This is a genomic window from Acinetobacter lwoffii (assembly GCF_029024105.1).
In the GTDB taxonomy this organism is placed as follows: Bacteria; Pseudomonadota; Gammaproteobacteria; order Pseudomonadales; family Moraxellaceae; genus Acinetobacter; species Acinetobacter lwoffii.
Map to the genome: position 1 here is coordinate 2575107 of NZ_CP118963.1, position 16096 is coordinate 2591202.

General features: G+C 45.9%; 13 protein-coding genes. 6 read left to right on the top strand and 7 right to left on the bottom strand.

From position 1 onward, the window contains the following. Positions 1-37 precede the first annotated feature (37 nt). Entirely contained in the window at positions 38-463 is a 426-nt protein-coding gene (locus PYW33_RS12465) for an organic hydroperoxide resistance protein (RefSeq protein ID WP_004278250.1), read from the top strand. Positions 464-648: 185 nt separating this feature from the next. Beyond that, positions 649-1041 (top strand): DUF4951 domain-containing protein, encoded by a 393-nt coding sequence (locus PYW33_RS12470; RefSeq protein ID WP_004647540.1) that lies wholly within the window; start codon positions 649-651, stop codon positions 1039-1041. A gap of 50 nt (positions 1042-1091) precedes the next feature. On the opposite strand, the gene gspE is transcribed toward PYW33_RS12470, so the two are convergent. After that, positions 1092-2579 carry a type II secretion system ATPase GspE gene (gspE, locus tag PYW33_RS12475; RefSeq protein ID WP_004647539.1) on the bottom strand — a complete coding sequence of 496 codons (1488 nt, stop codon included), beginning with the start codon at positions 2577-2579 and terminating at the stop codon, positions 1092-1094. Positions 2580-2723: 144 nt separating this feature from the next. Between gspE and PYW33_RS12480 the strand changes: the two genes are divergently transcribed. Continuing rightward, on the top strand, positions 2724-3503 hold the full coding sequence (locus PYW33_RS12480) for a hypothetical protein (protein WP_086044916.1): 780 nt from the start codon (positions 2724-2726) through the stop codon (positions 3501-3503). Positions 3504-3512: 9 nt separating this feature from the next. Beyond that, complete coding sequence (locus tag PYW33_RS12485) at positions 3513-4436, top strand: mechanosensitive ion channel family protein (protein WP_004647537.1); 924 nt, start codon at positions 3513-3515, stop codon at positions 4434-4436. Between the two features lie 47 nt (positions 4437-4483). Here PYW33_RS12485 and PYW33_RS12490 read toward each other — a convergent pair whose 3' ends face one another. Next, positions 4484-7192: a DUF2339 domain-containing protein gene (locus PYW33_RS12490; protein ID WP_004647536.1), complete on the bottom strand. Its 2709-nt coding sequence runs from the start codon at positions 7190-7192 to the stop codon at positions 4484-4486. A gap of 161 nt (positions 7193-7353) precedes the next feature. Between PYW33_RS12490 and polA the strand changes: the two genes are divergently transcribed. Then, positions 7354-10116, top strand: coding sequence for a DNA polymerase I (gene polA, locus PYW33_RS12495; protein WP_004647534.1), 2763 nt, complete (start codon positions 7354-7356; stop codon positions 10114-10116). 239 nt (positions 10117-10355) lie between these two features. Here polA and PYW33_RS12500 read toward each other — a convergent pair whose 3' ends face one another. The 5 genes from PYW33_RS12500 to ppx are packed head-to-tail and all read right to left on the bottom strand — an operon-like array spanning position 10356 to position 15475. Then, on the bottom strand, positions 10356-10925 hold the full coding sequence (locus PYW33_RS12500) for a YggT family protein (RefSeq protein WP_004278259.1): 570 nt from the start codon (positions 10923-10925) through the stop codon (positions 10356-10358). Positions 10926-10944: 19 nt separating this feature from the next. After that, on the bottom strand, positions 10945-11784 hold the full coding sequence (gene proC, locus PYW33_RS12505; RefSeq protein ID WP_004647533.1) for a pyrroline-5-carboxylate reductase: 840 nt from the start codon (positions 11782-11784) through the stop codon (positions 10945-10947). Between the two features lie 2 nt (positions 11785-11786). Next, on the bottom strand, positions 11787-13163 hold the full coding sequence (tilS, locus tag PYW33_RS12510; RefSeq protein WP_080591857.1) for a tRNA lysidine(34) synthetase TilS: 1377 nt from the start codon (positions 13161-13163) through the stop codon (positions 11787-11789). After that, entirely contained in the window at positions 13100-13924 is an 825-nt protein-coding gene (locus PYW33_RS12515) for an acetyl-CoA carboxylase carboxyltransferase subunit alpha (RefSeq protein ID WP_004278263.1), read from the bottom strand. The genes tilS and PYW33_RS12515 overlap by 64 nt, the downstream gene beginning before the upstream one ends. 30 nt (positions 13925-13954) lie before the next feature. Further along, positions 13955-15475, bottom strand: a complete 1521-nt coding sequence (gene ppx, locus PYW33_RS12520) for an exopolyphosphatase (protein WP_004647531.1) — start codon at positions 15473-15475, stop codon at positions 13955-13957. 260 nt (positions 15476-15735) lie between these two features. Here ppx and trxA point away from each other — a divergent pair, with 260 nt between their 5' ends. Continuing rightward, on the top strand, positions 15736-16062 hold the full coding sequence (gene trxA / locus PYW33_RS12525) for a thioredoxin (protein WP_004278266.1): 327 nt from the start codon (positions 15736-15738) through the stop codon (positions 16060-16062). Positions 16063-16096 lie beyond the last annotated feature (34 nt).

Genomic DNA, 16096 nt, shown 5'->3' on the forward strand with positions numbered 1-16096 from the left:
ATAGAAGCTCTACGAAAAATAAACAGGGATTTAACTCATGTCATTAGAAAAAGCCGTCTATACCGCACATGCCAAAGCCACAGGGGGCCGTGATGGCCGCGCCATTTCTAACGATCAGATTCTGGACGTCCAATTGGCCGTACCTAAAGAAATGGGGGGACCAGGCGGTGGAACCAATCCTGAACAGCTCTTTGCCGCAGGTTATTCCGCCTGTTTCTTGGGTGCTATGAAATTTGTCGCCAATCGAGACAAGCTCAATATCAGCAAAGATGCCTATATTGAAGGTGATGTTGGGATTGGTCCGATTCCTACCGGGTTTGGAATCGAAGTGACCTTAAATATCCATCTTGAAGGCATGGATCAGGAAGAAGCACAAAAACTGGTCGATGCTGCGCATATCGTCTGCCCCTACTCGAATGCGACCCGCAATAATATTGATGTGAACTTAAATGTGATTACTTAAGATTTTGATTTACCTGCTATCCTGAAAAAATAGCTTCAGGATAGCTAGACTTCAATTATAAATTTCAAAATTTACCCGCTTCATCTTTTGTCAAAAGCTACTTCTCTTCCCCACTTGAAAACTGCAGCAAAAACTTAAGAAATTATATATAATGATTCTTATTTACATTTATTCGATTTATATTGATGTTAAAACTAGTTCTTCTGAATTCTCTCCTGCTCCTCACTGCTACAACCTCTTTTGCAGATCTTTATCTCTCAGAAAAAATCCGTCCGAAAATAAAATCTCTGCTCAATACTGAAATTGAACGCCTACCCATTCCTGCAACACCCAACAATATGATTCTGCCTGAATTTGGTAAAGGGATTATTGGCTGGGGAGCTGGCCCCAAAGATGCTGAAGCCCGTTTTCTCAATATTACTCAGGCAGATGTTGAAACAATGAAACAGGAAGGACTGAGTTTAGCAATGGCACAAGCCTGGCAGAACTTTTATGAAAATGAAACTCTGCGTAATCCGGGAAATCCGACTGCACCTTTTCGTGTACAACTCATGAAAAAAATCGTCAGTCTCTGGTAAATATCCAAAAGTCCTGACGATCATTATGATAAAGCGAGCAGATTAAAAAATTATTCTACTGCTTCGTTGGTTACTCGCAATACTTCTTCAATCGTGGTTTTTCCGGCCAATACTTTACGCAGACCATCATCACGAATGGAACCTGACTGCTGACGTACATAGCTTTCGATTTCATATTCAGCCGCATTGCCATGAATCAAACGGCGCATATGATCATCGACTGGGACAATTTCATAAATTGCAGTACGGCCACTAAAGCCAGTATTGCCACAACGTTCACAGCCTTGAGGTTGCGGTAATCTTAAATCTTGGGGATGCTCAATATTGCCAAATAGATTCTTCTCGAAAGCATCTGCCTCATGCCAGGTCGCGCAATGTGGACACAAGGTACGCACCAGACGTTGGGCAATTACCCCGATTAAAGAACTGGACAGCAGAAATGGTTCAATTCCCATATCTTTCAGGCGCGTAACCGCACCAATCGCGGTATTGGTGTGTAAGGTGGATAACACCAGATGTCCTGTCAGGGATGCCTGCACCGCAATTTCTGCGGTTTCCAGATCACGAATCTCACCAACCATGACCACATCCGGGTCCTGACGCAACATGGCTTTTAACGCACGGGCAAAAGTCATATCCACTTTGGTATTGACCTGCGTTTGTCCAATGCCTTCCAGCTGATATTCAATCGGATCTTCAGCCGTGAGGATGTTTTTAGAACCGTCATTCAGGTCAGAAAGTGCCGCATATAAGGTGGTGGTTTTACCCGAACCGGTCGGGCCAGTCACCAGAATAATCCCGTGCGGGCGATGCACTAAGGTCTTGAGTCGACCATAGTCATTATTCATCAAGCCCAAATGGGTCATGTTCAAACGGCCAGCCTGCTTGTCCAGCAAACGCATCACCACCCGCTCCCCATAAGAAGATGGCAAGGTGGATACACGGACATCGACTTCACGTCCGGCCAAGCGTAATGAAATACGGCCATCTTGAGGAATACGCTTTTCCGCAATATCCAGTTTGGCCATGACTTTAATCCGTGAAACCAGAAGCGGTGCCAGTTCACGGCGTGGCTGGACAATTTCGCGTAACTGGCCATCGACCCGTAAACGCACCGACAGTTTTTTCTCAAAAGATTCAATATGAATATCGGAGGCCCCAACACGAATTGCTTCGGATAATAGCGCATTGATCAGACGTACAATTGGCGCATCATCTTCCTGATCCATCAGGTCTTCAGCTTCCGGTACCGAATCAGCCAGACTGAGTAAATCCGGATGATCTTCCAGACCGGCAGCCACCTGCTGTGATTCGCCGCTATCTCCGGCAAAACTGGAACTGAGTAACTGGTTAAATTCCTGTTCAGTACAAAGCTGAAAATGAGCCGGATAACCGAGCAGACGGCGGGCTTCCTGCAATGCAAGCATCGAGGTATTGTCACGGCGCAGAATAAAGGCCTGATCTCCCTCATAACGCAACAGCACACCATGGCGCTTGGCGAAGCTATATGGGATTTGTAATTGTTTAAGTACTTGCATCGCGGATTATAATAATGATGAAAAAATTTAAATTGAGTGTACTCTAAGCATATGACAGCGTGAAGTATGTTTTCAAAGATTTAGCAAGAAAGGGTGCCAAGATTGCCGCAAGATAAAGATGAATTAATCCCGAATACAGCGAAAATGCGCTGGTGGGGAGAACAGAATTTTGAAATAAATCAGTCTAAAGCCTGGCAGTTTGGCTCCTTGCTGTTTCGGCTGACCCGAGGGATTCAGGAATGGCGACTGGAATATTTCCGCCCTTCTGTGCAATACGATTATGAACAGCAATGGCATCAGATTGATGATCCGAATTTTGCCTTTCCCCCACCTGTGAAAATTGAACGCTATATGTTCAAATCCACGCAAAACAAATTGCAACTGATGCCACGCCTTGCAGACCGTTCTGTGGTGATTAAACCAGTCGATCCGATTTATATTCCTGCCGGACAGCGCGGTACGCTTTATATCAGCACGCCCTTATGGATTGCCGGTTTTGTCGAGGGGCAGCGCGAACCGATTTTCGATTTGCCGGTAATCTTGCCAAAAGACACCTGGTTTGGACCCAATCACCGTTCGGGGGAAATCTGTTATGCCACCGCAGTCGATGGCAGAACCGAACTGAAACAGTTACATCCGCGAGCCTTTCGTGCAGTCACGCCGATTGAGTTTCACAATACCAGTAACCAGCAATTGCGCTTTGACCGAATGAATGTGCCAGTGCCTGCCCTGCCGCTTTTTTACAGTGAAAGTACCGGCCGCTTATGGACCTCACAAATCCGCGTTTTGCATGAAAGTTCGGATCGTCCACCACGGATTCGGGTCGAAAACCGCACACCACCAAATGCCGGCGAAGTCGCCTATCTGCATCCACCGCGCGATCCGGCAGGTGCGTTATTTAATATGTTTGATTCATTTTTCTAAGGGCGTCTGATGCCAAGTTCAAATATTCCGACCGAAGTCACCAACAGCCTAAAGGGAGTATTTACCAATATCAATACCGACCGTTTGACCGAAGTTCTGGTGGCGGTGGTGTTGTGCTTTATTGGCTTCCTGATCGCACGCTTTATTTCCAATACCTTTATTCGCACCATTGGTGTCCGTTTTAATGCCCATCAGAAACTGGTCTGGCGCCGCGGAATTTTCTATTTTATCTTCCTGCTGTTTGTGATGGCTAGTCTGAAAGAAGCCGGTTTTAAACTCAGTGTCTTCCTTGGCGCTGCAGGGATTTTAACGGTCGCACTGGGTTTTGCTTCGCAAACCTCAGCATCCAACCTGATCAGTGGTCTGTTCCTGATTGGTGAAGGTTCTTTTGAAGTCGGTGATACCATCCAGATTACCTTGATTCGTGGGCATACCATTGAAGGCGAAGTGATTTCGATTGATCTGCTCTCGGTTAAACTTTTGACCCAAGATAATATCTATGTGCGTTTACCGAATGAACAGCTAATTCGGGCACCGGTGCAGAACTTGTCGAAATTTCCGATACGGCGTATTCCAATTACCCTGGCGATCAATTTCCATGAAGATATTATCAAGGTACGTGAAGTGCTGCTGGACGTTGCCAATAAATATCCGCTGGTACTGGCCGACCCGAAACCTGCAGTCACCGTTACCGCTTTCCGTGAATCTTCGATCGAACTGCTGTTTGCGGTGTGGTGCCAACAGGAAAACTACCTGAAAGTACGTGATGAAATGCAGGAACGGATTCGAAACGGCTTTGTCGATAACCAGATTGAAATTCCGGTGCCAAAAATGGGCTTTGTCGATCCTCCACTTTCCCGCCCTCTAGAAAATGAAGAGATCGATCAATACGCCAATGAAAAGACCCTCAAAAGAGAGCCTGATCTGAAATAAACCTTAGATTCCCTCTCCTTTTTAAAGGAGAGGGTTAGCGAGAGGATTCAAAGCTCCTTCTCCGGCATCGGCGCAATATAAGCAATCAGCAGCATCACCCCACCCGCCAGCAGGAATGAAATCACCCGGGTCAGGGTGCCAATATGTGACAGGTCAAATAGTACGAGTTTCAAAGTCACAATCACCAGAATACTACCACCTAAAATCCACATCGGTTTCAGTTTTTTGAGTGTTGCTGTCCACATGGTGATCCAGGCCAGCAATACCCAGAGTATGGTCAGACTAAGTTGAACTGTTGCATTGCTCCATAATGCCAGCTCATTAAACGGTGTCTGCAGATACACATGTAAAGCTCTTAAAACAATATAACTGGAAAGCCATAACAGGCTTAGTACCATTAAAACCGCCATCATGCCTTTATCACGTCCCACCTTGATTTGCTGTAACAGCATCCAGATAAAACTGGCAAACATGGCGATACTGATCAGGTCAAAAGGATTCAGGATCGGCAGCCAGTAATATTGAAAGGCTTGCTGGCTAAACAGCTGTGAACATACCAGCCAGCTTCCCATCAGCAATAAACAGCTCTTGGTTTGCCAAAGCTGCTGCCAGCCCGACTGCGGATCCTGTCGATAGCACCACAGGCAGAAGAATAAAGGTAAAATCACCATGCTCAGATAAGGCATGTTCGGGATCAGGCATACACTTGCCAAAGCCAGACTACTAAAAACACCAAAGCTCATCCACTCCTTGGAGAGCTGCAAGCCAGCCAACGGTCTAAGCCACAAAATGGCTAGTAGCATCGTAGAAAGGGCAAAAACTCCACGTTCAAAACTACTATTCCAGACAATCACCGCATTTTGACTACGATCCAGGGTCAGAATCGCCGCAATGACCAGCAAGGGCGAGATGCCACTCCACTTCGGCAGCAACCAGGACCATTCCTGGGTTTTGCGCAGGATCATTTCATTGAACAGTACATAACCCAGTGTGATGATAAATAAACTCAGCACATAGGCATGCTGACTCGGAAATTCATCTTCCAGCAAGGCAAATAACATCAGGCTGGCCGCAACACTTAAACTGCTTAAAAAGCTGACACTCAGACTATCCATCTGCTGCTGGTACTGCTTTTTAAGCTGGCTGATGACTACGACTGCCACATAGCACAGACTCAAAATCCAGAAAATGATTCGCGGTGTTGGATTAATCTCGACCAGATAATACAGGCTGCTGAATCCGGCCATCAGCAATAAGCCCATGCTCAGATAGTGTGCTACCCGGATATTTTTTTCCAAGGCCCATAAATAAATCAGCACACCTTCAACTGCCCAACCAATCACACTCCATTGTTCTGTCAATAAGATCGGTGGCACCAAGGCCAGGAAAATCAGCATCAGGCTCAGATAGCTCTGCGAAATGAGCTGGATAGTTTGTTTACGGCGCAGCAGTGTCCAGCAAGCGGCAAAGACCAGTGCAAAGAACAGGCTTAATCCAGCTTGCCAGAGTTTTTGATTGGGCTGATTAAAATGAATCAGATACAGAAAAATATAAGCGGTAATAGGGGCAGCAAAAATCAGCGCTAAGTCCAGTACCGGTTTTAAGTGAAAACGTGAGAGATCCTGTCGTGCCAGCAACTGACTGAAGCGGAAACCTAGCCAGATAAACAGTGCACTATGTGCCAGAATCAACGCAGTCATGGCATAACGCTCATATGTATAACCATGAATCAGGCTATATATCCCGCCAACGACCGCAGTCACTAAAAAGGCAATTTGATTGAGAATCTTCCATGGCCGGAAACTGCTCAACACCGCCACCCCGATATTGATCAGCAGATAATAGCTGATCAACTCAACAGCAGAAGCATCGCGGGTCGGCAAGGTAAACGGCGCCAGATAAGCAATCAGTAAAGCCATCAAGGCCAGTTCGATGCTTTCCTGTTTCAGACTTAAATACAAAGTGATGGCCAGAATGATGAGGAATAGCAAAGTCGCCAACGGTAACGTGGGAATCACCAGATTGTAATAGGCAAAGAATAAGGTCAGGAACAGTGCTCCTAAACCTAAACCTTCTAAGGCCAAAGCAAAACTGCGGTTTTTCTCAATCAGCCAATAACCCAGACCGGCGACACTCATACTTGCTAGCGCAATTAGTCCCAGTTTCATCGCCAGACTAATTTGCCAGTGTTCCGTCGCGAAGCGTAATAACAGAATAATACCGATGACCAAAATACCAATCGCAACTTTGAGTACCGGATTTCCTTGAAATATCCAGCGCTGAACTTGATCTATGAGATTAGGCGTGGACTGAGAATTTAGAGCCTGTTGAGAAGTCAAAGGGGCAGCATCAGACCAGGTCGCTGGTATCGAGGGGGATAGATCGGCAGAATGAGATTGCGATTGCAACTGTATCAAGCGTCCTTCCAGACGTTGCAGCCACCTGAGCAAAAAGAATACCCATGCCGTAATCCCGATTCCCATCAACCAGTCCAGTTCAGCCAACCCGCCGACAATGGCAGTAATTGATGAGATATATAAAGGAACTTTAGAATTGCGCTCCAAGGACATCTGCTGCTGTCCGGCCAATTGATTCATCGGTGCTTCTACCGCAGTGACATATTGCATCACGCTAAAGATAAACCCCAAACCACACAGATAAGTTACAATCTGATAACCCAGATACCAGGCGCTGATCCCGGCTATCAGCAGGGTAATCAGCCAGATCATGCGCAACTCATTCCGTCCTGCAGCCATTCTTATATTTCTCTTTCCTGAATCGTTCCATCATACAACAGCTTGTGCTGCTTATTTCATCTTCGGCCGATATTCGCTAAGCTGTAAACTCAGACTCGCCTCAGCGAGCGCGGTAAAAATCACGTACAATAGCGCTGTATTTTGAATAAGGAATTGATTACATGCCACCATTTGTCTTGGTCGATGGCTCTTACTTTTTATTTCGTGCCTTTCACGCACTGCCACCATTAACCACGTCAACCGGTTTACATACCAATGCAATTCGTGGTGCGATTTCTGCTATTCAAAAACTGATGCGCCGGACCCAACCGACCCATATGGCGGTGATTTTCGATACCCCAGAACCGACCTTCCGGCATGAGCTGTCACCGATTTATAAAGGTGACCGTCCCAGCATGCCAACGGAATTATCCGAACAGATTCCTTATCTGCATGCCTTGATCCGCGCTTTGGGCATTCCCCTGCATACCTTACCGGGTGCCGAAGCCGATGACATTATCGGAACACTGGCCAAACGTGCCGAGGCGATGGGACATCAGGTGCTGATCTCTACGGGCGATAAAGATATGGCACAACTGGTGACCGAAAAAGTCACCCTGGAAGACAGCTTTAAAGAAAAACCGCTGGATGTCGACGGTGTGTTTGAAAAGTTTGGCGTCTGGCCGAATCAGATTATTGACTATCTCACCCTGATGGGCGATGCATCAGATGGCATTATGGGCGTGCCAGGTGTAGGTGCCAAAACGGCAGCAAAACTGCTCACTGAATATGGCTCGATTGGCGGCATTTTAGAAAATGTCGACAAGATCAAAGGCAAAGTCGGTCAAAATATTAAAGAACATGTCGATGGTATTGCACTGGACCATCAACTGGCCAGTATTGTCATCGATCTGGATCTTAACTTTGGTTATGACGATTTAAAACTGGGTGAGCCGAATGTCGAGACCTTGCGTCATTTGTACACCGAGCTGGAATTCCGTAACCAGCTGCAGTCCTTAGATCACCCGAACAACCCGAATAATTCAAATTACCAGCAGGCGGCAAAATCTATTAACGCCAAAGCGGTTACAGCACCAGAACCTCTGGAAGACCATGCCTCTGTAACCAGCAGTGATGACCAGCTAGGTCAAGCGACCTACCACACAGTATTAAGCCAGCAGGACTGGGACACACTGTTTGAGCGCCTAAGTACCGAAAAACGTTTTGCCTTTGATACCGAAACCACCAGTTTGGATTATCGTATTGCACAGATTGTCGGTTTCTCGGTCGCCTTCGATGCGCAGAATGCTTATTATGTTCCCTTGGCACATGATTATGAAGGCGCACCGGAGCAGCTGAATCGTGAAGTAATTCTGGCGCAGATCAAACCAATTCTGGAAGATGAGTCTGTAAAGAAAATTGGGCATCATCTGAAATATGATGCACATGTACTGGAAAATCATGGCATTCATCTGGCAGGCTGGTATTTCGATACCATGCTGGCTTCCTATGTCCTGAATTCTGTCGCGACCCGTCATGGCATGGATGATGTGGCCCGTCTGTATTTGAGTCATCTGACCACGACTTATGAACAAGTGGCCGGTAAAGGTGCTAAACAAAAGACCTTCAACCAGATTCCACTTGAAACTGCAGCACATTATGCCGCAGAAGATGCTCATGTCACTTATCGTCTTTATGAAGTCTTGAGCGGGAAATTACAGGCACATCCTGAACTGGTGAATATTCTGCACAATATTGAAGTTCCGGTCGCACGTGTACTGACACAAATGGAAGAAAACGGCATCGAACTGGATCTGGCTTTTCTGGATCAGCTTGGGGGCGAATTTTCCAATACCATGCAAAATCTGGAAAACCAGATTATGGAAATTGCCGGTGAAAGCTTTAATGTCAGCTCACCTAAACAGGTCGGTGAAGTGTTATTTGAAAAGCTGGGGCTAAAAGGCGGTAAAAAAACCACCACCGGACAATACAGCACCAGTGAAAGTGTACTGGAAAAAATTGAACATCCGATTGCCCAGCTGATTCTGGAATATCGTGGTTTGTCCAAGCTGAAAAGCACTTATACCGATGGCTTATGCAAACAGGCTAATCCTGATACCCACCGTGTGCATACCAGTTACCACCAGGCATTGACTGCAACTGGCCGTTTATCATCGACTGATCCAAACCTGCAGAATATTCCGATTCGTGCCGAAATTGGCCGTCAAATTCGCAAGGCGTTTGTGGCACCGGAAGGTCGTGTTTTGCTGGCAGCCGATTACTCACAAATTGAATTGCGTCTCATGGCCCACTTATCTCAGGATGAAGCCCTGCTGGATGCATTTATTCATGGTCAGGATGTACACCGCCGTACCGCAGCTGAAGTTCTAGGCATTCCTTTGGAAGAAGTGACCAATGACCAGCGCCGTCAGGCCAAGGCTGTTAACTTCGGACTACTTTACGGTATGTCTGAATTCGGTCTGATCCGTCAGTTAGGCTTTACCCGTCAGGAATCACAGGACTATATCAAGCAGTATTTCCACCGCTATCCGGGCATTTATGACTATATGCAACGTACCCGTCAGGTCGCATTAGAACAAGGTTTTGTTGAAACCTTGCTCGGACGCCGTTTATATACCCCAGATATTGATGCCCGTAATATGATGGTGCGTAAAGCGGCAGAACGGGCTGCAATTAATGCCCCGCTACAAGGTTCGGCTGCGGATATCATTAAAATGGCAATGATTGAAGTCGACAAAATGTTGCCAAAAGATCAGGCCAAAATGCTGTTGCAGGTACACGATGAACTGGTATTTGAAGTCGATGAAGACATTGCCGATGAACTGGCACCTAAACTGGCTGAAGTGATGCAATCGGTATTGCAGATTTCTGTACCATTGGTGGTAGAAGTGGGTAAAGGCAAAAACTGGGATGAGGCGCATTAAAGGGTTTCCTCACCCCAGCCCTCCCCCCTCTGGGAGAGAGTGAAAACCAATATTATTTTAAAGGTATCCCCTCTCCTCTCAGGAGAGGGTTAGGGAGAGGTTAATATCCCATCTTCTTGTACTGCGATTAAAACTTGTTCACCGTTTGGGAAGTTTAACAAATCCTTCCCAACTTCCCTTTTCTAAAGGGAGGAGCAAATAAAAAAGGACGCCTCAGCGTCCTTTTTATTTGGATCCGATTAAAGACCGGTAAGCAATACAATCGCCACCTGGTTCATAATCATTTCGATAATAATCAAAGTTAAAATAGCGAAGATTGGAGAAAGGTCAATCATCCCCATATTTGGCATGATACGACGGAATGGCGCCAGTAAAGGCTCAGCCAGCTCTTGCACGACTTCAATATAAGGCGAACGAGACTGAGTAAACATCACCACCCAACTTAAGATAATCGTAGCGAAAATCAAATAACGACAGAAACGGATAAGATCCTGCATCATGGTAACAAAAGTCAGAATAATCAGATGGACAGGCCCATTCGGCATCCCCCCTGACAGATACATCATGCCAAAAATTTTAAGCAGATAGAGCACGACCAGTAATGCCAAAGCAGCAGTACTGACTCGACCTTTGGCCAAAGTTGGGAAAATTCGACCAAATACATCTACAATTTTAGTGGCTTTCACAGTAGAAAGAACCACAGGATTGTAAGGACTGACCGCTGCCAGTTGCATTAAAAATCGGAAGAATACGAGCAAAATCGCGACGTTAATGATAATGCCAAAAATTAGCGCAGAATTTGCACCCATACTTGAACGTTCCTAAAAATTAAACTGAAGATTTGCTGCTTTCACTGAGCTCTTGTGCCAGTTCTTGACTGCGTTTTTGTGCAGCGGCAAGTGCCGCCTGAATATTTTGAGAAATCTGGGCGCGATCAAAGACTTCAAGTGCAGCCTGTGTAGTCCCATTTGGAGAAGTCACATTTTTACGTAACTCAGCCGGCGTATTCGAGCTGGTAATCGCCATTTGCGCCGCGCCTAAAGCCGTCTGCAAGGTGAGTGCAGTTGCAACTTTTTCATCCAGACCTAAATTTTTACCCGCACGAATCATACTTTCCATCATATAGAAAAAGTAAGCCGGACCCGAACCCGAGACTGCAGTGACTGCATCAATTTGTGCTTCTGAGTCGACCCAAATGGTCAGTCCGGTCGACGCCAGAACCTGACTGGCTAGCTCACGGTCACTCGTTTCCACAAATGCATTGGCATATAAACCATGAGCCCCGGTCTGTACCAATGCTGGCGTGTTCGGCATGACCCGGACAATACGCTCTGTCCCCAACAATGCTGACAATGTGGCAATTTCTGCACCGGCAACAATGGAAATAATCAGCTTATTATTAACCAGACCTTTTAAGGGTTGCAGCACTTGAGCCAAAACCTGAGGTTTTACCGCCAATACGACGATATCTGCATCCTGAATTGCAGCGCTATTATCCCCGGTCACATTAATTTCTTTTTCCGCCAATAAAGCACGGACTTTTTCGACCGGATCAGAAACTGTAATACGTGTTGCTGGCAAACCACGTGAAATCAGACCGCCAATTAAGGCTTGGGCCATATTACCGCCACCAATAAAACAGATATTACAATTTAAAGCTGCACTCATGTTCAATGCTCATCGTTGAGTTCTAAAGTTGAAGAAACCGACATCGGCAGCCATCCACCTGCTTCACAATATGCAGATTGGGCCAACCAAAATCCTTTAGGGGTAAACACGCCTAGCATAACATTATCTGTGCTTAATATTTGAATAGTATGCCGAGCCCAGGGAAATATTTGCGCTTCCTGAATAGCTTTTTTCAGCGGCCAGGTACCGACACGGCCATATAAATGAATTTTTTCGCCACCCTGCCTCTGCTGTAAATGCAAAGCTTGCTGCAATAATGCAGGAGATAAACCGAACTGTGCAGGCGCGATGATAAATTTCCCTGACAAAACCTGCACACAGTCTTTTAAAGCGAATTTTATACTTTCCGGACTAGTTTGAACCTGTTGCTGCTCGGCTAAATAGATCTCTGCGGTCAAACGATATAATTGCTGCTGATAGCGTACATAATAAAAGCCTTGCCAATGCAATGCTGCCTGAGCATCTTGCTTGGCATAAATCACTTCGCGTTGCAAACGCTCCACCATATCTAAGGATGGACGATACTGTTGTTTACCTTTCATCCAGGCAGAGAGTAATTGACGTTGTCGTGATTTTGAAAGCTGTAAAAATTTACCAAGATCGAGCTGCGTTTCAGTTCCACAATATGCTAAATCCTGTTGCAGCACTTCTTGTAAAATGTCTTGAGCATCCTGCATTAACTCACTGGTTCGCACCAAGGCAGCTTGCATTTTAGGATAGCGTTCGCTTAATACTGGCCACAGGGTCTGGCGTGCCCAGGCTCGGTCATAATGGGTATCAGCATTGGTCGGATCTTCAATATTCTGAACATTCAGGTCTGATGCCCATTGGCAAATCTGCTCACGGGAAATATCCAGCAATGGCCGCCAAATCGTGAGATTTTCACGTACATCGATCTGTTTCATGGCTGCTAAACCGTCAACGCCGGCACCAGACAATAAACGCAACATCAGGGTTTCCGCCTGATCCTGCTGATGATGCGCTAACACCAACATTTCATCCGCTTGCAAATGTTGCAGATAGGCCTGATAACGTGAATTGCGCGCTTGCTGTTCCAAATTGCCACTGGCGACATTGACTGGCTGAATGATGCAGGGAATATTCAATTGCTGACATTGATGTGCAACGAACTTACCCCAATCTGCGCTGAGTGCTTGTAACTGATGATCGACATAAATCGCCCGAACTTTTTCCGGGCATAAAAAAAACATCAGATGCAGCAACAGCATAGAATCTACGCCGCCACTGCATCCGATGAGAACTTTTGTCTCTGCAGGAAAGTCCTGCAGCTGTTTTAAGAAACCAGACCTAAATTGTCGCTGCCAAACTTCATTAAACGTTGGTAACGTGCTTCGCATCGTGCTTGCGCTTCCATTGGTTGCAGTTCATTCAAAGCTTCTTTCAGCACTGCTTTCAAGCTGTTCATGACCTGATCCGGATTTAAATGAGCACCCTCACCTTCATCCACCACATATTCTACAATACCCATTTTCTGCAATTTTTCTGCAGTCAGAGCCAAGGCTTCACTGGCCTGTTCAGCTTTTTCAGCGGTTTTCCAGAGAATTGAGGCACAGCCTTCCGGTGAAATCACCGAATAAATACTGTGAGAGAGCATCACCACACGGTCTGCTACCCCAATACCCAGCGCACCACCTGAACCGCCTTCACCCAGTACAGTTGCAATTACCGGTACTTTCAAGTTGGAAAGCTGAGCCAGACTGGTCGCAATCGCTTCAGCCTGACCACGTTCTTCTGCACCGACACCCGGATAAGCACCCATGGTATCAATAAAGGTGAAGACTGGCAGGTTGAAACGCTCTGCCATGTCTAGCAGACGCTGTGCCTTACGATAACCTTCCGGGTTACTCATGCCAAAATTATGCTGTAATTTTTCACGGGTACTACGACCACGATGCTGACCAACGATCATCACCGGTTGACCATCGAAACGAGCCAGGCCACCGATCATCGCGCCATCATCACCATATAGGCGGTCACCATGTAAAGCATCAAATTCAGTGAATATTTCACCCACATAGTCCAGGAATTGTGGACGTTCTGGATGACGTGCAATCTGCACTGTCGCCCATGCTTTTGATGGAGTTGCTTTATTTTTCATAGGTTAACCGTTTTCATCCCTATAAAGGTATTAATTAACAAATTGTTCGGATTGAATCGAGAGTTCAATCTCCCAATTTTTAAATTGCTGCTGTTCATCGTGCAGTTCAGCGACCAGCAATGGCCATTGCTTGGCATCACCAGACACGCTGAGTTGCCATTGTTGCGCATTTTCAACCTTGAGTTCAATGGCAGGAAGCATCTCATCGCTACGACTGTGATTGACCAAAACCGACAGACGAAGCAGCAAACATAACCATAAAAGTTTAGATCCACCGACTTTCATCACATCAATCTTGGCATCAGCGCGCAATTTACGTCGATGGTGCGCGACCAAATGTGACAAATGATTCTGATCAACTTGCGAGAAACCGGCAATATCCGAATGTTGCAATAAATACGCGCCATGACGATGATAGCCACTGTGACTGATGGCCAAACCAATCTCATGCAGATAGGCAGCACGACGTAACAGGTCACTATCTTCAACACTTAAACCGAGTTCACTAGCCACGTCATTAAACAGTTTCTGTGCGGTCTGAACTACACGTTCAGCCTGCTTGGCATCGGCATTATATCGACCAATCAAGGCATGTACGGAACGATCGCGGATATCTTCGTGCTTGAAACGGCCAAGCAAGTCATACATCACGCCTTCACGTAACGCACCGTCAGAATAGACCAAATGGTCAATTTCCAATACATCAAAGACAGCATAGAGAATGGCAATACCAGCAGGTAAGACGGCACGACGATCATCTTTCAGACCTTCGAATTCCATGTCCGAGACGTATTTATATTTAAGCAGTTTATCTTTGAGCTTTTCCAAGCCTTCACGCGTCAACTGTTCGCGTTCATTGCTCCAGCCCATATTGACACAAATCTGGCGGCAGGCTTTAATGGTACCACTCGAGCCGACAACAGCATCCCAACCGGCTTCTTTATAAGTATTGGCAATTCCCGAAATTTCTTTACGTGCCGCAGTAACTGCTTTATCAAAAGCTTTGGCGCTGATTTCACCATCCTGAAAATAGGCCTTGGTAAATGCCACACAGCCCATTTGTACGGATTCAGTGTGAATCGGCTCGAATTCTTCACCGATAATCAGCTCAGTTGAACCGCCACCAATATCAACCACCAGACGACGACCGCTGTTGGCCATGGTATGCGATACCCCCAGATAAATCAGACGGGCTTCTTCACGACCCGCGATAATTTCGATCGGTTTCGGTAAAATTTCTGCAGCTTTCTGGATAAATTCATGGCCATTTTTAGCTTGACGTAACGCATTCGTCGCCACGATCCGCAAGCGGTTCGGCTGAACGGCACCTAAACGCCCGACAAAACGAGCCAGACAGGCCAAACCGCGCTGCTGTGCGGCTTCGGTTAAATTCTTATTTTCGTCTAGTCCTGCGGCAAGCTGAACTTTTTCTGACATTGATGCCACTTTCTTCACTTCGCCATGATCTACACGGGCGATGGCCAAATGAAAGCTGTTTGATCCCATATCGATGGCGGCAAGTAATTCTTCATCAATCAAAAAGTCAGACATTCCAGAAATAAACCTTTAACGAATTGTGCTTAGAGTAATTCACATGCATGCAATTTAAAAGCCATTTGTAGCGACAATTTAATGCCTTATTCTTTTTTGTATCGGGAATAATAGTGAGACACGATCATCACTATCGTGATCATCCATTAGACAAAATAACATTAAGCATTGAAAATTTACAGATTCCCCTACATTGTTAAAGATGGCTATGTAATACTAATAATTAGTTATCTTTAAAATATTAATCTGGAGCACATTCCATGTCTGGCAACATCGTAAACACTACTGACGCAAACTTCGAAGCAGACGTTCTTCAATCAGACGTTCCTGTACTGGTGGACTTTTGGGCAGGCTGGTGTGCACCATGTAAAGCAATTGCACCCGTACTTGAAGTGCTTGCTGATGAATACCAAGGCAAAGTTAAAATCGTGAAAGTTGACGTAACTTCTTGCGAACAAACTGCTGTGAATTTCAACATTCGTAACATCCCGGCTTTGTTGATGTTCAAAAATGGTGAAGTTGTTGCGACTCAAGTCGGTGCTGCACCAAAATCTAAACTGACTGCATTTATTGATGACAATATCTAAGCACAGCATTTTTAGTAAAAAATACGCGACCCAT